Raw genomic sequence first — 21,111 nt, forward strand, 5'->3', positions numbered from 1 at the left:
CTCGCAACTGAGGACGCAGTACTGATCTGAACGGTGGAGTGGTGCCCGGACGACCTCCGGGCACCACTCCGATCGGTGAGGAGACAAACCCCCGTGATCTATTTCGTGGCGCGCCGGCTGGTCAGCGCGCTCAGCGTCGTGCTGGTCACCCTCGTCGTGACCTTCGCGCTCTTCTTCATCGCGCCGACGGACCCGGCCGGTGCGATCTGTGGTGAGCGGAACTGCACCGAGCAGCGCTACAACGAGATCAAGGAGAACCTGCACCTCGACCGGCCGAAGGCGCAGCAGTTCGCGGAGTACACCGCGGGCATCTTCGCCGGCCGGGACTTCACCACCTCCGGGGTGACCCGGCACTGCGCGGCGCCGTGCCTGGGCTACTCGTTCAAGAACGACCGGCCGGTGCTCGACATGCTCAAGGACAGGTTCCCGGTGACCCTGTCCCTCGTGCTCGGGTACGCCGTCCTCGTCCTCACCATCGGCGTGACCGTCGGGTCGCTGGCCGCGAAGAGACGCGGAACCGTCGGCGACCGGGCGCTGATGTCGAGCACGCTGGTGATCAGCTCGGTGCCCTACTACATCGTGGCGCTGATGATCTCGCTCTACCTGACGGTGCTGTACCCGATCCTGCCGCGCGGCGGCTGGACCCCACCGACGGACAACCTCGCGAAGTGGGCCGCCGGCCTGCTGACACCGTGGCTCGTCCTCGGCATCTACTTCTGTACGTCGTACGCTCGCTACTCCCGTGGATCCATGGTCGAGACGCTGAGCGAGGACTACATCCGGACCGCCCGGGCCAAGGGCCTGTCGGACCGGAAGGTGACCTACAAGCACGCCCTGCGGTCCGGGCTGATCCCGGTGATCACGATCTTCGGCCTCGACGTGGCCGGGAGCCTCGGCGGCGCGATCTTCACCGAGCGGATCTTCGACCTGCCCGGGCTCGGCGTCCTGGTCCTGGACAGCCTGAACAGCTACGACCTGCCGGTGATCATGGGGACCGTTCTGGTCGCCTCGGTCATCGTGGTCACGATGAACTTCCTGGTGGACATCGGTTACAGCCTGATCGACCCGCGGGTGAGGCTTTCGTGACCACTCCCGCCCCCCAAGACCGGAAGGACAGCATGGTCGAGAGCGCAGCCGGCCAGTCCCAGCAGGCTCCGGCCGAGTCCCAGGCGCAGACGCCGGCCGACGCCAAGCGCGGCCCGGCGGTCGCCACCCGTGAGCGCCGGCAGGGCGCGACCAACCCGAGCGGCGAGACGCCGTACCTGGTGGTCGAGGACCTGACGGTGAAGTTCCCGACCGCCGACGGCCTGGTCAGCGCGGTGAACGGGCTGAGCTACTCGGTCCCGCTCGGCCGGACGCTGGCGATCGTCGGCGAGTCCGGCTCCGGCAAGTCGGTGTCCAGCATGGCCGTGATGGGTCTGCACGACCCGAAGCGGACGAAGATCAGCGGTTCGATCCGGCTCGGCGGCGACGAGATCGTCGGCCTGCCCGAGAACGAGCTGATGAAGGTCCGCGGCGACGCGGTGGCGATGGTGTTCCAGGACCCGCAGTCCTCGCTGCACCCGCTCTACACGGTCGGCAACCAGATCGTCGAGGCCTACCGGGTGCACCACCAGGTGTCGAAGGAGGTCGCCAAGAAGCGCGCCCTGGAGATGCTCGACCTGGTCGGCATCCCGAACCCGCAGCGCCGGTTCGCGCAGTACCCGCACGAGTTCTCCGGCGGTATGCGGCAGCGCGCGATGATCGCGATGGGCCTGGTCAACGACCCGAAGCTGGTGATCGCGGACGAGCCGACGACCGCGCTCGACGTCACCGTGCAGGCGCAGATCCTGGACCTGCTGAACAACCTGCAGAAGGAGTTCGGCTCCGCGATCGTGCTGATCACCCACGACCTGGGTGTGGTCGCCGAGATGGCCGACGACGTGCTGGTGATGTACGCCGGCCGCTGCGTCGAGTACGGCACCGCCGAGGACGTGCTCGCCCGGCCGCGGATGCCGTACACCTGGGGCCTGCTCGAGTCGATCCCGACCGTGTCGGCCGCGAACGAGCGGCTCCGCCCGATCAAGGGTCTGCCGCCGAGCCTGCTGAGCCTGCCCACCGGCTGCTCCTTCAACCCGCGCTGCCCGTACAAGGACCGGGTGAAGGGCGAGCGCTGCACCACCGACCTGCCGGAGCTGCTGCCGGTCGACGGTGCCGGTGCCCACACGTCCCGTTGTCACCTGCACGACAAGGCCTCGATCTACGAGGCCGAGGTCGCGCCGAGACTGGGCTGACGGGGACTGAGGAGAGAGATGAGCGAGACAGTACGTCCGATCGACCAGCCGGCCCCGTCCTCCGTGGGCACGCCGCTGCTGCAGGTCCGGGACCTGAAGATGCACTTCCCGATCAAGGAGGCGGCCGGGCTGGGCCGGACCAAGAAGGTGGTCCAGGCCGTCGACGGTGTCAGCTTCGACCTGAAGGCCGGCGAGAGCCTCGGCCTGGTCGGCGAGTCCGGCTGCGGCAAGTCGACCACCGGCCGGATGATCACCCGGCTGCTGACCCCGACCGCGGGCCAGATCCTGTTCAAGGGCAAGGACATCGCGCAGCTGAAGGAGCGCGAGCTGCGCCCGTTCCGCCGTGAGCTGCAGATCGTCTTCCAGGACCCGTACAGCTCGCTGAACCCGCGGCAGACGGTCAGCAACATCATCAGTACGCCGCTGCGGGTGCACAACCTGGTCAAGAAGGGCAAGGAGCTCGACCGGGTCCAGGAGCTGCTGGAGCGGGTCGGCCTGAACCCCGAGCACCACAACCGGTACCCGAACGAGTTCTCCGGCGGTCAGCGGCAGCGCATCGGCATCGCCCGGGCGCTCGCGGTGGAGCCCGAGGTGATCATCGCCGACGAGCCGGTGTCCGCGCTCGACGTGTCGATCCAGGCGCAGGTGATGAACCTGCTCGAGGACCTGCGCCGCGACCTGGGGATCGCGTTCGTCTTCATCGCGCACGACCTCGGCGTGGTCCGGCACTTCTGCGACAACGTCGCGGTGATGTACCTGGGCAAGATCGTCGAGCAGGGTCCGCGGGAGCAGATCTACGGCGCTCCGCAGCACCCGTACACCCAGGCGCTGCTGTCCGCGGCGCCCGACCTGGGGACGATCCGTGGGGTTCCGCCGAAGGAGCGGATCCGGCTGGTCGGCGACGTACCCTCGCCGATCGACCCGCCGAGCGGCTGCCGGTTCCGCACCCGCTGCTGGAAGGCCGAGGAGATCTGCGCGACGCACGAGCCTCCGCTCGAGCCGAAGCCCCAGTCCACCTCCGGCCACAGCGCCGCCTGCCACTTCGCCGAACCCAAGGTAGACCTCACCGCAGCCTCCGCCTAACGCAAGGGAGGGGCCACCCGGCCCCTCCCACCCACCGGAGTTCTTGTTAGGTGTGGTGTTCGCCGTGTTTCAGCTGGTCCCGCTCCTGGGCGAAGCGGACCGACTCGAAGGCGACCAGGCCGAGGAGGAGGGCGGTGAGGACGCCGAGCTGACCCAGCGCCGGCACCTTCGTCACCAGGGGTACGGCGGCCAGCGCGAGCCCAGCCGTGACGAGCCGGGACACGCTGACCCGGTGCATCGTCCGCCACTTGAAGCCGACGTGGCCGAGCAGGTACAGGATCACCCCGGCGAACAACGCGTACAGCCCGATCCCCTTCAGCGGGTCGTCGAGGTGGTGGTGCTCGGTGTCCCCGACGTACTCGAGCACCTTCTTCAGGCCGAGGGCGAGCAGGATGATTCCCGCCATCATCGGGAAGTGCAGGAAGGTGTAGGCGTCCCGGGCGAGCGCCGCCCGGGTGTCCGCCGGTTCGGAGGCCAGCGCCTGCTCGCCGTAGTGCTGGGCCGCGTCGAAGTAGATCCACCACAGCGCCGACGCGACGGTCAGGCCGAGCACCGACGCGGCCAGGATCGGCCAGGAGATCGGCAACTCGGTGACCCCGACGCCGATGGCGACGATCGACTCGCCGAGGGCGACGATGATGATCAGCCCGTGCCGTTCGGCGAAGTGCACGGCGGAGTGGAACCGCCAGCCGTGCGCGTCGATCAGGTACGTACCGCCGTAGTCCACCGCCAGCGCGGCCGCCCACAGCAGCGTCTGCGTCCGGCCGTCGTACTGCGAGGCGACGACGAGCAGCGCGCTCGCGCCGAGCATCGACAGGGAGAAGCGCAGGAGGGTACGGCGAAGCTGCTGGTCACCCTCGGCGATCAGCCAGAAGAGCACCAGGTGCAGCGCGCGGAAGGCGAAGTACGCACCGGCGATGACCACCGGACCGGGCAGGCCGCCCGGCAGGTCGTCGAACGCCTCCGGGATCGCGAGCGCGATCAGGAACATCGCGCCCATCGCGGCCAGCATGACGTGCCGGACCGCGCCCTCGTCGGCCTTCACCAGGTTGCACAGCCAGGAGAAGCCGATCCAGCTCCACCACAGTAGCCCGATCAGCAGCACCCCACGCAGTACGCCGTGCCAGGTGAGGTCCTCCGCCATCAGTGCGGTCACCTGGGTCAGGGCGAAGACGAAGACCAGGTCGAAGAACAGCTCGAGCGTGGTGACCGAGTGGTTCTCCTGCGTGTGTGACGCTTTGATCGGCTTCATCGGCCTCATGCGGCACATCCTGCCATCAGACGGTGGAAACGGTGGGCTTTCCACTGGTCAGGGTCAGCGGAGAGCCCACCGTGCTCTAGGCCCGCCCGTGGGCCTGGCGGCTGCGGCGGCTGAGGGAGTCGATCGTGACGGCGATCAGCAGGACGCCGGCGGTCACCATGTAGCGGACGCTGGAGTCGAGGCTGAGCAACGCGAGGCCGTTGGAGATCGACATGATCACCAGCGCTCCGAGCAGTGCGGAGTACGCCGACCCGCGGCCGCCGAACAGGCTGGTGCCACCAATGACGGCGGCGGCGATCGCGTTCAGGTTGGTGTCCGCGCCGCCGCTGCTCTGGTTCACCGCGACCAGCCGGGCGGCGGCCAGCAGCCCGCCGACGGCGGCGAAGGTGGAGCAGGCCGCGAACACCGACAGGTAGATCATCCGGACGTTGATACCGGCCCGGCGGGCGGCCTCGACGTTGCCGCCGACCGCGACCACCGAGCGCCCCCAGCGCGTCCGGCGGATGGCGAGGTCGGTGGCCACCACCAGCCCGAGGAAGAGCAGGAACATCGACGACACCCCGCGGTCGCCGTTCAGGATGACGACCGGGACCAGCAGGACGACGGCGAGCGCGCCGGCCTTGATCGCGATGACCGAGTTCGGTGCCGCCGACAGCCCGGCCGCGACGCGGGCGCCTCTGCCGCGCAGCCGGGTCAGCACGTACACCGCCACGACCACCGCGACCAGCCCGTAGGCCAGCGCGGGGGAGAGGAAGCTGCGGGTGGCGAATCCGACGAGCGCGGAGTCGAAGGGCAGGTTCAGCGAGCCCTCCTTGCCGAGCACCAGCAGCTGGAGACCGAGGAAGCCGAGCAGTCCGGCGAGCGTGATCACGAAGCTCGGTACGCCGAACCTGGTGTAGAGCGCGCCGTAGAACAAGCCGATCACCAGGCCGAGCGCGACCCCGGCCAGCAACGACAGCACGAGCGGCCAGCCCTGGTTGACGAAGGTGACGCCGAGGACGGCGGCCGACAGCCCGCTGACCGAGCCGACGGACAGGTCGATCTCGCCCAGCAGCAGGACCAGGACGATGCCGATGGCAATCACCCCGACCGAGGTGGTCTGCAGGGTCAGGTTGACCAGGTTGCGGCTGGACAGGAACGAGCTGTTCGCGATCTGGAAGACCGCCCAGATGATGACCAGGCCGACCACCACCGGCACCGAGCCGAGGTCGCCGGAGCGCAGCCGGGCGGTGAACGCCGAGACCGCGCCGCTGATGCCGTGGCTGGCGATCAGCCGCTCGTCCTGCAGGTCGGCGGGGAGCTCGGCGGTGGCGCCGTTCCCGTTCGCCGCCGGGCGCGGGGTGTCCTGGGGCCGCGTCTCGGATCCGTGCAGCGTCATGATGCGGTCCCCTCCTCACGGGTCCGGCGCGCTGCGCGCTCGGAGACCGCGTTGTCCGTCGCGCCGGTGATGGCGGCGATGATGTCCTGCGTCTTGGTCTCGCTGACCGTGAAGACGCCGTTGTTGCGGCCCAGCCGCAGGACGGCGACCCGGTCGGCGACCGCCATCACGTCGGCCATGTTGTGGCTGATCAGGATGACCGCGAGACCGCGCTCGCGCAGCCGCTCGACCAGGTTGAGCACCTCGGCGGTCTGGGCGACGCCGAGCGCAGCGGTCGGCTCGTCCAGCATCACGACCTTGGGCTGACCGAGCAGGGAGCGGGCGATCGCGACCGTCTGCCGCTGGCCGCCGGACAGGCTGGCGACCGGGATCCGGACCGACGGGATCTTCGCCGACAGCTGGCGGAGCAGCTCCCAGGAGGACCGCTCCATCTCCACCTCGTCGAGCACCTTGCCCTTGCGCAGCTCGCGGCCGAGGTAGAGGTTCGCGACCACGTCGAGGTTGTCGCACAGCGCCAGGTCCTGGAACACCGTGGCGATCCCGAGCTGCTGCGCCTCGGCCGGACTGCCGACCCGCACCTCCTTGCCGTCGAAGACCATCGTGCCGTCGTCGGCGGTGTAGACGCCGGCGATGGTCTTCACCAGCGTCGACTTGCCGGCGCCGTTGTCGCCGACCAGGGCCAGGACCTCACCGGCCCGGACGTCCAGCTCGATGTTCTTCAGAGCCTGGACCGCGCCGAAGCGCTTGGAGATGCCCCGCAGGGCCAGCACCGTACTGGTGCCGACCGGGGCCGGTGTGGGGGTGACAGTCACTCGATCAGCCTCCTGGGCTTGTCTTCAGGCCATGATCCCGCGCTGCCCCCGCTCCTCACAGCGGGGGCAGCGCCGGGGGGCGGGTCAGCTGAGGCCGGCGGCGGCGCAGGCGCCGGCGAACGACGCGGTGCAGATGTCGGTCACCTTGTAGATGTTGTCCTTCACCACGGTGTCCTTGATGTTGGCCTTGGTGACCGCGACCGGGTCGAGGATCGTCGACGGTACGCCGTTCTTGTCGGTGGTCGACTCGGGCTTGTCGCCGTTCGCGAGCGCCACCGCGCCCTTGGCGGCCGCCTCGGCCTGCGGCTTCACGGCCTTGTAGATGGTCATCGCCTGGTCGCCGGCGACGATCCGCTGGATCGCGGCCAGCTCGGAGTCCTGACCGGTGACCGGCGGCAGCGGGGTCACGCCACCACCCTTGAGGGCGGCGATCGCGCCACCGGCGGTGCCGTCGTTGGCGGCGTACACCCCGACCAGGCCGTTCTTGATCGCGCTCAGCTGGCCTTCCATCCAGGCCTGCGCCTTGTCCGGGCTCCAGTCCGGGGTGTCGAACTCGGCGGCGATCTTGAAGCCGCTGGAGTCGAGCACGCTGTGCGCGCCCTTCTTGAAGTCGGCCGCGTTCGGGTCGGTCGGCGAACCGTTGATCATGGCCAGGTTGCCGGAGGTCTTGCCGGCCGCCTTCAGGGTGTCGACCAGGGTCTGCGCCTGGAGCTTGCCGACGGCCTCGTTCTCGAACGAGACGTAGTAGTCGGCGTTCTCGATGAACCGGTCGTAGGCGATCACCGGGACGCTCTGGCCCTTGGCGGCGGCGACCACGGCGGCCGCGGCCTTGCCGTCGACCGGGTCGAGGACGAGCACGTTCGCGCCCTGGGTGAGGGCGGCCTCGGCCTGCTGTTGCTGCTTGGCCGCGTCCTGGTCGGCGTTGCTGTAGATCAGCTCGCAGTTGGCACAGGCCGCCTTCAGCGCCTCCGTGAACAGCGGCCGGTCGAGCGCCTCGTAGCGGGTCGTCTTCGACTCGGGCAGCAGCAGCGCGATCTTCTTGGCCTCGCCGCCGGAGCTTCCGGCCGCGGGTTCGTCGGAGCCGCAGGCCACCAGGGACAGGGCGAGGGCCGAGACGGTCAGGCCGAGGCCGACGAGACGGGATGGAGAGACGAACATGTGGCGACTCCTTGACGTGATGGCCCGAGTAGGCCTGACGGAAGTCAAGCCGTCCGTCTCCTTGACGTCAAGACTTGAATTCAAGAAATAGACATATCCGTGACACAAACCCGAAACCCGACCCGCGCGCCGACCCACCCCCGTTTCGCTGGCTGACCTTCCGAATGAGGGGTTCTGCACCCTGGATCAGGGTGGAGAACCCCCAACCGCGTGGGTCCACCAGCGAAACGGTCAGGTGGTGGTGAGGGCCTTGGCGGCTTGGGAGTGGCTGAGGACCGAGGCGGTGTGGATGGCGCCTTGGATGTCGGCATCGTCGCCGAGCTCGGCGGGGCGGAGCTCGACGGTGGCGGCGGCGCTGGGGATGGCGCAGCGGTCGAGCGCCTCGCGGAGCGGGGTCATGATCAGGTCGCCGGCCTCCGCCATCAGGCCGCCGACGACGATCACCTCGGGGTTGAACAGGTTCACCAGCCCGGCGACCGCGACCCCGACCCGGCGGCCGGCGTCCTCGATCACCCGGCGGCAGCCGAGGTCGTCCTGCAGTGCGCGGTGCACGATGTCCTTGAGCCGGAGCGGCCCGTGCGACGCGGCCAGGCTCTGGATCAGCGCCCGGGATCCGACGAACGTGTCCAGGCAGCCCCGGTTCCCGCACCGGCAGATCGGCCCGTTCTCGTCGATGGTGACGTGCCCGATCTCGCCCGCCGTACCGGCCGAGCCGCGGAACACCTCGCCGTCCAGGACGATCCCGGCGCCCACGCCGTACGAGAACTTCAGGTAGCAGCCGTGCCGGACGCCCCGCAGCGCGCCGTTGCGGAGCTCGCCGAGCGCGGCCAGGTTGGCGGTGTTGTCGAGCGCGACCGGCGCCCGCAGGTAGCCGGCCATCGCCTCGGCGACGTTGACCCCGCGCCAGCCCGGGAGTACGGCGTCCGACCCGGCCTCACCGCTGACCGAGTCGACCGGCGCGGGCAGGCCGAACCCGATCGCGGCGATGTCCTCGACGCCGGAGCTGACCGTCTCGGCCAGGTCGGCGAGCAGCCGGGCGGCGCGCTCCATCCCGTCGTCGGCGACGTGGTCGGCCTGCAGCGGCATCAGCTGCTGGGCGAGGATCTCGCGGGACTCGTCGGCGATCGCGACCCGGACGTCCCGTTCGCCGAAGGCGACGCCGGCGAGCAGCCCGCCGCCGGACGCGAGCGAGACGAGGACGGCGCGACGGCCGTTGCGGATGCTGCGGGACAGGCCGACCATGCCGGCCTGGTCGAGCTCGCGGACCATGTTCGACACGGTCGCGGCGGACAGGCCGGACGCGGCGGCGATCTCGACCTGGGTCAGCGGGCCGTGCCGCCGGACGACTCCTAGAACGCGCTCACGGTTGGCTTCGCGCAACGAAGCCTGCGACCCAGGCGCGGGGCGGATTGCGTTCATTACATAAACATAACGGATCGCGAGGCCTTCGCCGCCCAACTCCGCAGATCAACCCTGACCATCGCCATCCGACCTCGCCAACGACTACCCCACATCAACGTCCCCGGTGACAGTAATGCACGGCCGCCGTACGACGGGTGCGGGCACGCCACGGGCCGACCGGCGGTCTCAGGCAGTGAGCGCGAGCGTGAGAAGGGTGACGAGTACGGCGAGCTCGATGGCGGCTCCGAGGACGTCCCCGGTGACACCGCCGATCGCCGCCCGGGCGCGCCGGGTGACCAGGAGGCTGACCACGACAGTCAGCAGCACAGCGCCCGCGACGCCGGCCAACTGCTCGCGATCGACGCCGGCCAACTGCTCGCGGCCGGAGCCGGTCAGCGGCTCGCGGTCGGTCAGCCAGGTGAGGCCGACCACGACGGCCAGCACAGCGGTCGTCGCGACAGCGGCAGCGATCGGCCGGACCGTCGCCGCGACCATCGCGCCCAGACCGTCCGGTCGCGCCGAAGGAACCGTCGTCCGGCACGTCCAGGCCAACGTCAGCCGACTGGTGATCCCGGCGACGAGAACCGCCTGCCAGCCGAAGCCCGCCTGCACGCATGCTGCGAGCGCCGCGACGTCCAGCAGCAGCACGGCGACGATCGCGACGACGCCGAACGGGCCGATATCGCTCTGTTTCATGATCCGCAGCATGGTCTCGCGGTCCCGCCGACTCCCGAGCGCGTCCGAGAAGTCAGCCAGCCCGTCCAGGTGCAGCGCGCCGGAGAGTACGACGAGCGCGAGCACGCCCAGCACGGCCGCCAGCAGGCCAGCATCTGGGCGAACCAGCTCGACGACCGCCACCACCCCGGCCGCGACGCCACCGAGCACCGCACCGACGAGCGGCGCCAGCACCATTGCCCGCCCACCGACAACCCGGTCCACCCGCGAAGGCATCCGGCTCGGCAACACGCTCAGCGTCCCGAGCGCCAACCACAGCCCGTCCACCCAGGCCCCGCGCCGCGACTCGGTCATGTCAGCGGGAGGGTTCGGCCGGCGATGGTCCACAGGGCTTGGTCGGAGCGGAGGGAGATGGTGGTGTTGAGGCGGCCCATGAGGTCGCGGAAGAGGCGGGTGCCGGCGTCGGCGGGGACGACTCCGGATCCGACATCGTTGCTCACGGCAACAACTATCCGGGTCGTGCGGCTCCAGGCTTCGCCCAGGCGGCTGATCGCCTGCTCGACCGACTCCGCCCGGCCCAGGTCCGACCAGATCTCGAGCGCGTCCATCGTCCGCGACAACCACAGCGTCAGGCAGTCGATCAGCATCGGCGGGCCGGGCGAGTCGAGCAGGGGCACCAGGTCGATCGTCTCCGCCAGCCCCCACGACGCCGGTCGCCGGGCGCGGTGCCTGGCGATCCGCTCGGCCCACTCCGGGTCGGACGAGCCGTCCCCGCCGGTCGCGACGTACAGGACGTCGGGCTCGGACGCGAGCAGTCGCTCGGCGGCGATCGACTTGCCGGACCGCGCTCCGCCCAGGATCAACGTCCGCTGCTCAGCCATCGTCCCTCCTCGTCTCGAACACCACCGGTACCTCGAACGCCGCCTTCCGCGCCGTACGACGGAAGGCCGTCAGCACCGGCCGCCCCAGCACCAGCACGAGGACGGCGCACAGCACCCCCCGTGGGATGTCCCACCCGAGCGACGTCGCCACCACGAACAGGAAGTACCGGTGCAGATTGTCGGCCAGCGAGTCACCCGGGATGAAGGAGAAGTCGCTGCCGAACGTCGCGTACGGCCAGAACCACAGGTTCATCACCACGCCGTACAGCACGCCCGACACGAGCGAGTACGCCGCCAGCACCAGCAACTCCACCCGTCCGGAGGCCCGGGGGAGCAGGCCGGCCAGGCACCCGACCCACGCGCACGCGAACATCTGGAACGGCATCCACGGCCCGACCCCGCCACTGATCAACGCCCCACCGAGCAGCGACACCGCCCCCAGCACGAACCCGAACCCGGCCCCGAACGCCCGCCCGGCCAGCACCAGCAGGAAGAACCCCGGCTCGAGCCCGGCAGTGCCCGGACCCAGCGCCCGCAGCGCGGCCCCGACCGCCGCCAGCATGCCGAGCAAGGAGATCACCTTCGCGTCGATCCCGGACTCCGACAGCTCGGCCAGGACGACGGCCACGAGCAACGGCAGCAGCAGCACGAACAGCCACGGCGCGTCGGTGGTGTGCCCGATCGCCGACTGTCCCGCCTGCTCGGTCACGTACAACAGCGGCCACCCGAACGCGAGCAGGCCGACCAACGAGGCGACCACCATCGCCGCCGTACTCCGGGGCTTCAGCCGGACCAGGTTGAAGGACGTCGTACTGCGAGACCGGAGCAAGCTCACGACGCACGTTCCAGCGCGGTCGCGACCTCGCCGACGGTCAGGAACGGCAGCGGCGCGAGCACCTTCGCCACCTGCGGGGCGAACGCGGGCGACCCGGCGATGACGGTCGCGGTCTCGCCGTCGCTGACCAACTCGCCCTCGGCCAGCACGAGCACCCGCGTGGCCACCTCGGCGACCATCTCCACGTCGTGCGTCGACAGCACGACCGCGTGACCCGCGGCGGCCAACTCCCGCAGGATCTCGACCAGCCGCCGCTTGGCGCCGTAGTCCAGCCCACGCGTGGGCTCGTCCAGCAGCAACAGCGGCGGAGCACCACACAGTACGACGGCCAGCGCGAGACACAGCCGTTGTCCCTCGGACAGATCCCGCGGATGCATGGCGTCGTCGACGTCCGGAGCCAACCGGTCCAGTAGCGCTCGGCAACTACCGGCCGGCACCTGGAAGTCGTCGTCGGCGCCGGCGCACTCGTCGGCGACCGTGGCCGCGTACAGCAGGTCGGCCGGCTCCTGCGGCACCAGTCCGACCGCCTTCACCAGCTTGGACGGCCGGGTACGCCGTGGGTCCGCCCCGGCCGCCGCGACGGTTCCGGACCGCGGTGCGACGATGCCGACCAACGTGTTCAACAGCGTGGACTTGCCCGCACCGTTGCGACCCATCAGTGCGGCGATCTCGCCGGCCCGGAGACTCATCGACACCCCGCGCAACGCGGTGACGTTGCCGTAGCCGACCACAAGGTCGCGGCAACGCGCCAGCTCGTCACCAACAGCCGCAGCCGGTCGTAGGGGCGCAACCGAGCCCAGCTGACCGCGCAGCGCGACCGCAGCCCGCCGAGCGTCCCGCACAGACAAGGGGAGTGGAGACCACCCGGCCAGCCGGCCGAGCTCGACCACGGGCGGCGCGACCGGCGCGGTGACCATCCGATCGGCCGGGAGCCCGGCGGCGACAGCAGCCGACCCACCCGGTACTTCGATCACGCGGTCGGCGTACTGAATCACTCGCTCGAGTCGGTGCTCGGCCATTACCACGGTGACGCCCAGGTCGTGGACGAGCCGCTGCAGTGCGGCCAGCACCTCCTCGGCAGCCTGCGGGTCCAGCGCCGACGTCGGCTCGTCCAGCACGAGTACTGCCGGGTGTGACGTGAGTGCGGCACCGATAGCGGTCCGCTGCCGTTGCCCACCCGACAGTGACGTCAACGCCCGATCCCGTACGTCGGCCAGCCCGAGCAGATCCAGTGTCTCCTCGACCCGCCGGCGCATCACGTCCGGCGCCACCCCGAGCGACTCCATGCTGTAGGCGAGCTCGTCCTCCACGGTGTCGGTGACGAACCCGGCCATCGGGTCCTGGCCCACCATGCCGACCACGTCTGCCAGGTCACGCGGCCGGTACTCCCGGGTGTCCCGTCCGTTGACGAGCACGCGCCCCCGGAGCGTGCCACCGGTGAAGTGCGGCACCAGACCGTTGATCGCCCGCAGCAGCGTGGACTTCCCGGAACCGGTCCGGCCGATCACGAGCGCCAGCTCACCTTCCGGGACCGTCAGGCTCACCTCCCGCAGTGCGGGCTCCGCGGCGCCGTCGTACGTGACCGTCACCCGGTCGAACTCGATCATGCGGTCACCAGCTCACGGCGAGGAGCCTGCAGTGGCGGAGCAACCACCGCGGGTGCGAGACCGATCAGGATGCCGGTCACTGGCAGGAGTGGAACGGGTGGAACGACCAGAGGACCCGGCAGCACCAGACCCTCGACGCCGCGCGCCGCCGCGGTGATCATGGCCGCTGCAGCCAGCGCGCCCGAGCACACGACCAGCCACTCGGGCAGCGCCCACGGATCGGGCCGGTACTGCGTTCGCGTCACCCGCTGGCGGCCGATCGCCATCGCACTCACCGCCAGCAGCAGTCCGATTGCCAAGGCCGACGCGGCGAAGGGCACCTCCATCGCGTCGGTCAGCAACGCGTAGACGCCCAGCAGGATGCCCAGCAGCCCCAGCAGGACGCACAGTCCGGTGATCCGGCGCTGGCTCTTCGGGACCTGCGCCGTACGCCCGTAGCCGCGGGAGTCCATCGCCGCGGCCAGCTCCACCGACCGGTCCAGGGCGCCCTCCAGCACCGGCATGGCCGTCGTCCGGAAGGAGCCGCGGGTGCGGCCGCGCAAGCGGCGGGCGGCCCGGATACGCCGGGCGTCGGTGACCAACTGGGGTGCGAACGTCAGCGCGACCACACAGGCGACGCCCATCTCGTAAAGGGCCCCGGGCAACGACTTGAGCAGCCGCCGGGGACTGGCCAGCGCGTTGGCCGCGCCGATGCAGCACAGCATGACGGCCAACTGACCACCGTCGTACAGCGCGGTCAGCAGCGCCTCGAGCGTGACCTCACCACCGAGCTTGACCCCGTTCGCCCAGTCGGGCAAGGGGATCTGTGGCAGCGTGAACAGCACGGTGTTGCCCTGTGAGCGGGTGGACAGCAACGCCTGCAGCACCACGCGGACCCCGATGACCACCAGACCGAGCTTCAAGAACGCCGTGTAGCTGTTCGCCCAAGGCGCGTCGCTCCGCCGGGCCGCGACCACGAAGCCGGTCACGGCGAGGATCAGGATGAGCAGCACGGGGTTGCGCGTCCTGCTGGCCGCAACCGCCATGCCCAGGGCCCACAACCACCAGGCCCCCGGGTGGAGTGCCCGGGGGAGTGTGAGGTGGTGGACAGTACGCACTCAGCTCTGCTGACTCGCGCGCCGACGGCTCAGCACCAGACCGCCAGTGCCGAGTACGGCGACGGCGGCCACGGCGGCGATGATCGCCGCCCACGGAGCACCCTCGTCGGAGTCGGACTCCGAGGAGGACTCCGAAGCGGCCGGCGCGGCCGTCGACCCGACCGCGGCCTCGACCTGCAGGGTGACCGGCGCATCGGTGGCCGGAACGCTGATGTTCTTCACCTGGTCGCCGCAGCCCTTGGACGGGTAGCCCTCGATGCCGCAGGTCAGGCCCTTCTCGATCCGGACCGGCGCGACCGCGGCCAGGATCTTCGCACCGGTCGCGTTCACGTCCGTGACCACGCAGGTGCCGGTCGCGGGCCCCGGTGTCTCCCCGCTGAGCGCGTCCTCCGGCGTCCCCGGGTCGACGACGAGCGCCACCCGCTTCTTCCCGGTCTCGGCCGGGGTCTTGCCGCAGACGGCCTCAAAGTCGCCCGCGGCGCGCGGGACGCGGGGCTTGGCGCCGCCGACGGCGTACCGCCAGCCCTCCACGGAGCCGTCGGCCGGGACGACGGCGTCGGCGCCCTTCTGGGAGAACGCCCACTGGCCGCCGCTCCACTGGTAGTAACCCCAGAAGCGGTAGCCGTCCTCGGCGTGTGCGGTGGTGGCGACGGTCCCGGCCAGCAGGAGACCCGCCAGCAGGCCGAGGACCACTCGAACGGCCCGGTATGCAGTCATGTCGTGTCCTCGATCGGGCCGCGGCCCGGTGGAGGAGGTCCCGCCTGCACCGGCAGGGTGGGGCTCCACCCGCGGACCACGGCGGGTAGGTGAGCCTGTCTGCCCGGGCGACAGCGTTCCGGCTCGCCACCAGAGGTGGCCTACGGTTGCGGGTCAGCGCCGGACTTCGACCGGCTTCCCCGTCGTCCAGGAGTGGTTCGGCGGCAGCTTAACAAGCAGGAACCCGGACGCCGCCGCGCAGGCGTCGTCCGGGCTCCGGGGGGACTGCTTATTCGGGGGCGGCCAGGCTCATCGGGCCGTAGACCTCGCGGCCGTCCTCCAGCAGGTAGACCTGTCCGACCCCGCGGTCGGCCAGCTCACGCCAGGTCTCGCCCAGCCAGCTCTCCGCGTCACCCTGGGCGGAGAAGTCGGCGCCGCCGACCTCGCCCGGGTCGACGGCGGCACCGGAGGCGGTCTCGAACCGCCAGCTCCAGCTCACGAGCCCGGCCGGGTCTGCGGCGCGTTCTGCGCGGTCTTCGCCGGGTCCCGCTCGACGATGCCGCCCAGGACCTCGTCGATCCGCTTCAGCAGGCTCTCCTCCAGCCGTACGCCGGAGGCCTTCACGTTCTCGGTGACCTGCTCGGGCCGGGAGGCGCCGATGATCGCCGAGGACACGTTGGCGTTCTGCAGCACCCAGGCGATCGCCAGCTGGGACAGCGACAGGTCCACCTCGTCGGCGAGCGGCTTCAGCTCCTGGACGCGGGTGAGCACGTCGTCGGTGAGGAACCGCTTGATGAAGTTCGAGCCGTTCGCGTCGGTGGCCCGCGAGCCCTCCGGCGGCTGCTGACCGGGCAGGTACTTGCCGGTGAGCACGCCCTGCGCGATCGGGGAGAACACCACCTGGCCGATGCCGAGCTCCTCCGACGCCGGCACCACCTCGGCCTCGATCACCCGCCAGAGCATGCTGTACTGCGGCTGGTTGGAGACGAACGGGATGCGCAGCTCACGGGCCAGCCGGTGGCCTTCCTGCAGCTGCTCCGCGGTCCACTCGGACACGCCGATGTAGAGCGCCTTGCCGGACCGGACGACGTCGGCGAAGGCCTCCATCGTCTCCTCCAGCGGCGTCTCGGTGTCGTACCGGTGCGCCTGGTAGAGGTCGACGTAGTCGGTGCCGAGCCGCCGCAGCGAGCCGTTGATCGACTCGTGGATGTGCTTGCGGGACAGCCCGGTGTCGTTCGGCCCGCCGGGACCGGTCGGCCAGTAGACCTTGGTGAAGATCTCCAGTGACTCGCGCCGTTCACCCGCCAGCGCCTCGCCGAGGACCGACTCGGCCTTGGTGTTGGCGTAGACGTCGGCCGTGTCGAACGTGGTGATACCGGCGTCCAGCGCCGCCCGCACACACGCCTTGGCCTGGTCGTTCTCCACCTGGGACCCGTGCGTGAGCCAGTTCCCGTACGAGATCTCGCTGACCTTCAAACCACTGTTGCCGAGATAGCGGAAGTCCATACCCCGACCCTACTGTGCACGCCGGGGACGCTCACGGCGAGTCTCAGGTCGGCTTCTCGCCGCGCTTCACCATCGGCTTGGGCAGCCGCCAGCGGCGCATCTGCATGGTCCGGCGGACGGCGTAGAAGCCGACGCCCTTGGCCGACTCGTTCGGGAACTTCGCCGCGACCGCCTTCTTCAGCCCGCCGGTGAGCAGGAACCAGTCACCCGCGATCAGCAGGATCATCGCCAGGAAGAGCAGGTTGACCGTGCCGGCCAGCCAGGGGAAGGCCGGCGAGAACACCACGCCGAGCAGCGACACCACCAGCAGGACCGGCAGCGCGAACTCCATCACCGAGTAGCGGGCGTCCACGTAGTCCCGGGCGAACCGCCGGACCGGGCCCTTGTCGGCGGCCGGCAGGTACCGGTCGTCGCCGGTGCGCATGGCGTCCTGCATCTTGGCCCGCTCGGCCCGGACCTTCTCCCGCCGGTAGGACGCCGCCTCCTTGCGGTTGCGCGGCTTCTTCAGCGCGGCCTTCCGGGCGGCCTCGGCCTCGCGGCGGGTCGGCGTCGGCCGTCCCTTGCCGCCCGGCTTGCCCTGGGGCTCGGCAGGTACGGTGGTATCTGTCTCAGACTTGGTACGACGGAACACGGGGTCAGAACCTCATTCGCAGGGCAGGTCGCGACTCGGGGTGGTCCCCGGACCTCACCACCACTTTATCGGGGCCGGTCCCGATGGTGTGGTGACCCGTGGGGACATAGGGTGGTTCGCACGCACGCCGGGTCGACTCTCTCGCCGGCACAGAAGGGGTACGGATATCGATGAGCATCTTCAAGCGGATGTCGACGATCTTCAAGGCCAAGGCGAACACCGCCCTGGACAAGGCCGAGGATCCTCGCGAAACCCTTGACTACTCGTACCAGAAGCAGCTCGAGCTGCTGCAGAAGGTGCGCCGGGGTGTGGCCGACGTGGCCACCAGCCGGAAGCGGGTGGAGCTGCAGGCCTCCCAGTTGCAGTCCCAGTCGCAGAAGCTGCAGGACCAGGCCCAGAAGGCGCTCTCGATGGGCCGCGAGGACCTGGCCCGGGAGGCCCTGACCCGCAAGTCCGGGCTGCAGGGCCAGATCGACGACCTGCAGACCCAGCACGCCCAGCTGCAGGGCGAGGAGGAGAAGCTGACGCTGGCCTCCCAGCGGCTGCAGGCCAAGGTCGAGTCCTTCCGGACCCGCAAGGAGACCATCAAGGCGACCTACACCGCGGCCGAGGCGCAGACCCGGATCAACGAGGCCTTCTCCGGCATCTCCGAGGAGATGAGCGACGTCGGCCTGGCGGTCCAGCGGGCCGAGGACAAGACCCAGCAGATGCAGGCCCGGGCCGGCGCGATCGACGAGCTGCTCGCCTCCGGCGCGCTCGACGACGCCACCGGCACCAGCAAGGACAGCATCACCCTGGAGCTGGAGCGGATGTCGTCGAACTCCGACGTGGAGAGCGAGCTGGCCGCGATGAAGGCCCAGCTGTCCGGCGGCAGCGCTCCGAAGGAGCTCTCCGGCGACAGCACGCCGGGCAGCGCGCAGGCGCAGCAGCCCACGCAGCAGCCGGCCGCCGAGCCGGTGCGGCCGCAGGACGGAGACGCCCGATGATCGTCCGGATCATGAGTGAAGGTCAGTGGCGACTGGCCGACGAGAAGCTCGACGAGCTGAACAAGGTCGACGGCGAGCTCGAGCAGGCCGTCTCGGCCGGCGACGAGGAGGCCTTCCGGACCGCGTTCGCCGCGCTGCTCGAGTTCGTCCGCTCCGGCGACAAGCTGCCGGACGACGAGCTGCACGACTCCGACGCGATCCTGCCGCCGAGCGACAGCTCGCTGGCCGAGATGCGTGAGCTGATCAGCGGCGACGGGCTGATCGCCGGCTGATCCCCCGATCGGCGCCCCGACCCGGCGGCCGATCACCGCACGTAGTCATTTCGAGACCCCCGGAACCCGCTCAAGGGCTCCGGGGGTCTCGTGTCACCCGGGACATGACGCACGGGTAAACACTCGCGTTTGCTACTGTCCGACACCGCCGTCACGTAGTACTCTCTGGATCACGCTGCTGTGGGGGCGGCGTTGTTCGAAGTCCGTGACGGGGTGTGGGTTGGTCACGGGTTTCGCTGTTCACCTGTGGGGGGTGACTGTGCGTGACTGAATTTGTCATGTCCGAGGGGTTGGCCGAACCGGCTGACCTCCGGCCGGCGCCGTCGGGGGAACGACGTCGGCCGGTCTGGGTGGTTCCGGACGAGGTTCCGGCGATCGTGCCGCAGGGAGCCCGGCAGACCGAGGCGCGCTGGGTCGCGAAGTACCGGTGGGCCGCGCTCGCCGGTGACCTGGCCGCCGCCGTGATCGGCGGCTCGCTGGCGCTGGTCGCCCGGTTCGGTGCCCAGATCGACCTCGGCTACATTCTGCTCGGCGCCGTACTGCCGATCGCGTGGCTGGCCTGTGTGGCGCTGGAGCGGGGTTATGAGACGCGCTACTTCGGCACCGGGCCGGAAGAGTTCCGGTCGATCATCCGGGCGGCGGTCGCACTGACCGCGCTGGTCGCGATCACGTCGTACGCGATCAAGCTCGAGGTCGCCCGTGGTTTCGTCGTGCTGGCGGTGCCGATGACCTGCCTGGCGGCGATGTTCGCCCGCTGGGTGCTGCATCGCAGCATCTCCCGGCGGCGCTTCGACGGCCGGTGCATGCGTCAGGTACTCGTTGTCGGACGCAACGACCAGGTGACCACGCTGCGGCGGCACCTGGAGGAGCGCAAGGCCGACGGGTACGTCGTGGTGGCGAGCTGCCTGCCCCGCGGCGACGCGTTCGCGGAGCCGGAGGCCGAGCAACTCGGCCGGACCGAGATGGACATCCTGGCCGCGGTCGACCGGTTCGAGGTCGACGTGGTGGCGGTAGCCGCCGACCCGGAGCTGGCCGGGCACTCGCTGCGCAAGCTGTCCTGGGCGCTCGAACAGCGCGGGGTCGAGCTGATCGTCTCGCCCGGCATCGTCGAGGTCGCCGGACCGCGGATCTCGATCCGCCCGGTCGCCGGCCTCTCGCTGCTGCACCTGGAGCGGCCGTCGGTGAGCGGCGGGCCGCACCTGCTGAAGAGCATCTTCGACCGGGTCGTCGGCTTCCTGCTGCTGGTCGGGATCGCGCCGCTCCTGCTGGTGACCGCGACGCTGGTGAAGCTCACCAGCCGCGGTCCGGTGCTGTTCCGGCAGACCCGGGTCGGTCGCGGCGGCGAGCGGTTCCAGATGCTGAAGTTCCGCACGATGGTGGTCGACGCCGAGGCACGCAAGGCGGAGCTGCAGGCGCTGAACGAGGGCAACGGGGTGCTGTTCAAGCTCCGGGACGACCCGCGGGTGACCAGGGTCGGCAAGTATCTGCGCCGGTTCTCGATCGACGAGCTGCCGCAACTGGTGAACGTGCTCCGGGGGGACATGTCACTGGTCGGGCCGCGGCCGCCGCTGCCGGCCGAGGTCGCGCGGTACGCGATCGAGGACGAGCGCCGGATGCTCGTGAAGCCCGGTCTGACCGGCCTGTGGCAGGTCAGCGGGCGCAGCGACCTCACCTGGGAAGAGTCGATGCGGCTCGACCTGCGGTACGCCGACAACTGGTCGATCGCACTCGACCTGCTGATCTTGTGGAAGACCGCTCGCGCCGTCCTCGGTCGCGACGGCGCCTACTGAGACCCGCCCGGCCATCTGCCGGCCGGGCGGTGCCAGCACACCGGTAGTAGCACCAGCACCACAGCTGTGTGGACGAACGACAGCGGTGCGTTCCCGAGGGGGGAATCCAATGTTGCAGCACCTCGGTGCCGACGTCGGCACTGACGAATCTATGACCGACGGACCGGTCCGGTCCGAAGCCGCGACCCTGGTGATCCAGGCCGCGTCCGGTGACCAGGGGGCCTGGAGCCGCCTGGTCGACCACTACGCCCGGCTCGTCTGGGCCGTGACCCGCAGCTTCCGGCTCAGCGACAGCGACGCCGCCGACGTCTCCCAGATGGTCTGGCTGCGGTTGCTCGAGCACATCCACCGGGTCGACCCCGAGCGGGTCGGCGCCTGGCTGGTGGTCACCACCCGCCGCGAGTGCCTGCGGGTGCTGGCGTTCCGCAAGCGGGTGCTGCTGACCTACGAGTCGGCCGCGTTCGAAGGGGTTCCGGGCGACCAGCCGGAGCTGGACGCCGACCTGCTCGCCGACGAGCGGGCGGTCGACGTACGGCGGGCGCTCGAGAGCCTGCCGGATCGGTGGCAGCAGCTGATGGGCATGCTGATGGCCGACCCGCCGGCGCCGTACGCCGAGATCTCCGCGACGATCGGTATCCCGATCGGCAGCATCGGCCCGATCCGCGGCCGCTGCCTGGAGAAACTCAGACTGCTGCTTGCCTCCTGAAGCAGCAGGGCCGCGTCCGGCAACTCCCTGGATTGCCGGACGCGGCCTTTGTGCGGGCCGGTC

General features: G+C 70.3%; 21 protein-coding genes. 7 read left to right on the forward strand and 14 right to left on the reverse strand.

All coding sequences use genetic code 11. The features are described 5' to 3' along the window. Positions 1 to 93 precede the first annotated feature (93 nt). Genes ACQPYZ_RS12960 through ACQPYZ_RS12970 form a run of 3 tightly spaced genes read left to right on the forward strand, consistent with a single transcriptional unit; the run spans position 94 to position 3,356 of the window. Positions 94 to 1,086: an ABC transporter permease gene (locus ACQPYZ_RS12960; RefSeq protein WP_433167765.1), complete on the forward strand. Its 993-nt coding sequence runs from the start codon at positions 94 to 96 to the stop codon at positions 1,084 to 1,086. A gap of 32 nt (positions 1,087 to 1,118) precedes the next feature. Continuing rightward, positions 1,119 to 2,273, forward strand: coding sequence for an ABC transporter ATP-binding protein (locus ACQPYZ_RS12965; RefSeq protein ID WP_433167767.1), 1,155 nt, complete (start codon positions 1,119 to 1,121; stop codon positions 2,271 to 2,273). Between the two features lie 18 nt (positions 2,274 to 2,291). After that, a complete protein-coding gene (locus ACQPYZ_RS12970; protein WP_433167769.1) occupies positions 2,292 to 3,356 on the forward strand; it encodes an ABC transporter ATP-binding protein in 1,065 nt (354 codons plus the stop codon). A 46-nt stretch (positions 3,357 to 3,402) separates the two neighbouring features. Here ACQPYZ_RS12970 and ACQPYZ_RS12975 read toward each other — a convergent pair whose 3' ends face one another. The 14 genes from ACQPYZ_RS12975 to ACQPYZ_RS13040 form a co-directional block, all read right to left on the reverse strand. Continuing rightward, positions 3,403 to 4,617 (reverse strand): low temperature requirement protein A, encoded by a 1,215-nt coding sequence (locus ACQPYZ_RS12975; RefSeq protein ID WP_433167771.1) that lies wholly within the window; start codon positions 4,615 to 4,617, stop codon positions 3,403 to 3,405. A gap of 76 nt (positions 4,618 to 4,693) precedes the next feature. Then, a complete protein-coding gene (locus tag ACQPYZ_RS12980) occupies positions 4,694 to 5,995 on the reverse strand; it encodes a sugar ABC transporter permease (RefSeq protein WP_433167773.1) in 1,302 nt (433 codons plus the stop codon). Then, positions 5,992 to 6,807, reverse strand: coding sequence for an ATP-binding cassette domain-containing protein (locus tag ACQPYZ_RS12985; RefSeq protein WP_433167775.1), 816 nt, complete (start codon positions 6,805 to 6,807; stop codon positions 5,992 to 5,994). Before ACQPYZ_RS12985 ends, ACQPYZ_RS12980 begins: the two co-directional genes overlap by 4 nt. 84 nt (positions 6,808 to 6,891) lie before the next feature. After that, the gene (locus ACQPYZ_RS12990) at positions 6,892 to 7,965 is read right to left on the reverse strand and encodes a substrate-binding domain-containing protein (RefSeq protein WP_433167778.1); all 1,074 of its coding nucleotides are present in this window, start codon (positions 7,963 to 7,965) and stop codon (positions 6,892 to 6,894) included. 231 nt (positions 7,966 to 8,196) lie between these two features. Next, a complete protein-coding gene (locus ACQPYZ_RS12995; protein ID WP_433167780.1) occupies positions 8,197 to 9,384 on the reverse strand; it encodes an ROK family transcriptional regulator in 1,188 nt (395 codons plus the stop codon). A 168-nt stretch (positions 9,385 to 9,552) separates the two neighbouring features. Beyond that, positions 9,553 to 10,395 carry an adenosylcobinamide-GDP ribazoletransferase gene (locus tag ACQPYZ_RS13000; protein ID WP_433167782.1) on the reverse strand — a complete coding sequence of 281 codons (843 nt, stop codon included), beginning with the start codon at positions 10,393 to 10,395 and terminating at the stop codon, positions 9,553 to 9,555. Beyond that, positions 10,392 to 10,922 carry a bifunctional adenosylcobinamide kinase/adenosylcobinamide-phosphate guanylyltransferase gene (locus ACQPYZ_RS13005; protein ID WP_433167784.1) on the reverse strand — a complete coding sequence of 177 codons (531 nt, stop codon included), beginning with the start codon at positions 10,920 to 10,922 and terminating at the stop codon, positions 10,392 to 10,394. The genes ACQPYZ_RS13000 and ACQPYZ_RS13005 overlap by 4 nt, the downstream gene beginning before the upstream one ends. After that, positions 10,915 to 11,757, reverse strand: a complete 843-nt coding sequence (locus ACQPYZ_RS13010; protein ID WP_433167786.1) for an ECF transporter S component — start codon at positions 11,755 to 11,757, stop codon at positions 10,915 to 10,917. The genes ACQPYZ_RS13005 and ACQPYZ_RS13010 overlap by 8 nt, the downstream gene beginning before the upstream one ends. Further along, positions 11,754 to 13,364: an ABC transporter ATP-binding protein gene (locus ACQPYZ_RS13015; protein ID WP_433167788.1), complete on the reverse strand. Its 1,611-nt coding sequence runs from the start codon at positions 13,362 to 13,364 to the stop codon at positions 11,754 to 11,756. Before ACQPYZ_RS13015 ends, ACQPYZ_RS13010 begins: the two co-directional genes overlap by 4 nt. Further along, positions 13,361 to 14,461 carry an energy-coupling factor transporter transmembrane component T gene (locus ACQPYZ_RS13020; RefSeq protein ID WP_433167790.1) on the reverse strand — a complete coding sequence of 367 codons (1,101 nt, stop codon included), beginning with the start codon at positions 14,459 to 14,461 and terminating at the stop codon, positions 13,361 to 13,363. The genes ACQPYZ_RS13015 and ACQPYZ_RS13020 overlap by 4 nt, the downstream gene beginning before the upstream one ends. After that, the gene (locus tag ACQPYZ_RS13025) at positions 14,462 to 15,178 is read right to left on the reverse strand and encodes an SCO2322 family protein (RefSeq protein WP_433167792.1); all 717 of its coding nucleotides are present in this window, start codon (positions 15,176 to 15,178) and stop codon (positions 14,462 to 14,464) included. A gap of 268 nt (positions 15,179 to 15,446) precedes the next feature. Continuing rightward, positions 15,447 to 15,656 (reverse strand): hypothetical protein, encoded by a 210-nt coding sequence (locus ACQPYZ_RS13030; protein WP_433167794.1) that lies wholly within the window; start codon positions 15,654 to 15,656, stop codon positions 15,447 to 15,449. Next, complete coding sequence (locus tag ACQPYZ_RS13035) at positions 15,653 to 16,663, reverse strand: aldo/keto reductase family protein (RefSeq protein ID WP_433167797.1); 1,011 nt, start codon at positions 16,661 to 16,663, stop codon at positions 15,653 to 15,655. Before ACQPYZ_RS13035 ends, ACQPYZ_RS13030 begins: the two co-directional genes overlap by 4 nt. 43 nt (positions 16,664 to 16,706) lie before the next feature. Continuing rightward, complete coding sequence (locus ACQPYZ_RS13040) at positions 16,707 to 17,294, reverse strand: DUF3043 domain-containing protein (protein ID WP_433167799.1); 588 nt, start codon at positions 17,292 to 17,294, stop codon at positions 16,707 to 16,709. Positions 17,295 to 17,464: 170 nt separating this feature from the next. Between ACQPYZ_RS13040 and ACQPYZ_RS13045 the strand changes: the two genes are divergently transcribed. The 4 genes from ACQPYZ_RS13045 (at position 17,465) to ACQPYZ_RS13060 (ending at position 21,048) form a co-directional block, all read left to right on the forward strand. Next, positions 17,465 to 18,280, forward strand: coding sequence for a PspA/IM30 family protein (locus ACQPYZ_RS13045; RefSeq protein WP_433167801.1), 816 nt, complete (start codon positions 17,465 to 17,467; stop codon positions 18,278 to 18,280). Positions 18,281 to 18,291: 11 nt separating this feature from the next. Next, on the forward strand, positions 18,292 to 18,552 hold the full coding sequence (pspAA, locus tag ACQPYZ_RS13050) for a PspA-associated protein PspAA (protein ID WP_433167803.1): 261 nt from the start codon (positions 18,292 to 18,294) through the stop codon (positions 18,550 to 18,552). Between the two features lie 263 nt (positions 18,553 to 18,815). Further along, a complete protein-coding gene (locus ACQPYZ_RS13055; protein ID WP_433167804.1) occupies positions 18,816 to 20,342 on the forward strand; it encodes a sugar transferase in 1,527 nt (508 codons plus the stop codon). 151 nt (positions 20,343 to 20,493) lie between these two features. Continuing rightward, the gene (locus tag ACQPYZ_RS13060) at positions 20,494 to 21,048 is read left to right on the forward strand and encodes an RNA polymerase sigma factor (protein WP_433167806.1); all 555 of its coding nucleotides are present in this window, start codon (positions 20,494 to 20,496) and stop codon (positions 21,046 to 21,048) included. Positions 21,049 to 21,111 lie beyond the last annotated feature (63 nt).

The sequence above is a fragment of the Kribbella sp. CA-247076 genome, assembly GCF_050942445.1.
Lineage (GTDB): Bacteria > Actinomycetota > Actinomycetes > Propionibacteriales > Kribbellaceae > Kribbella.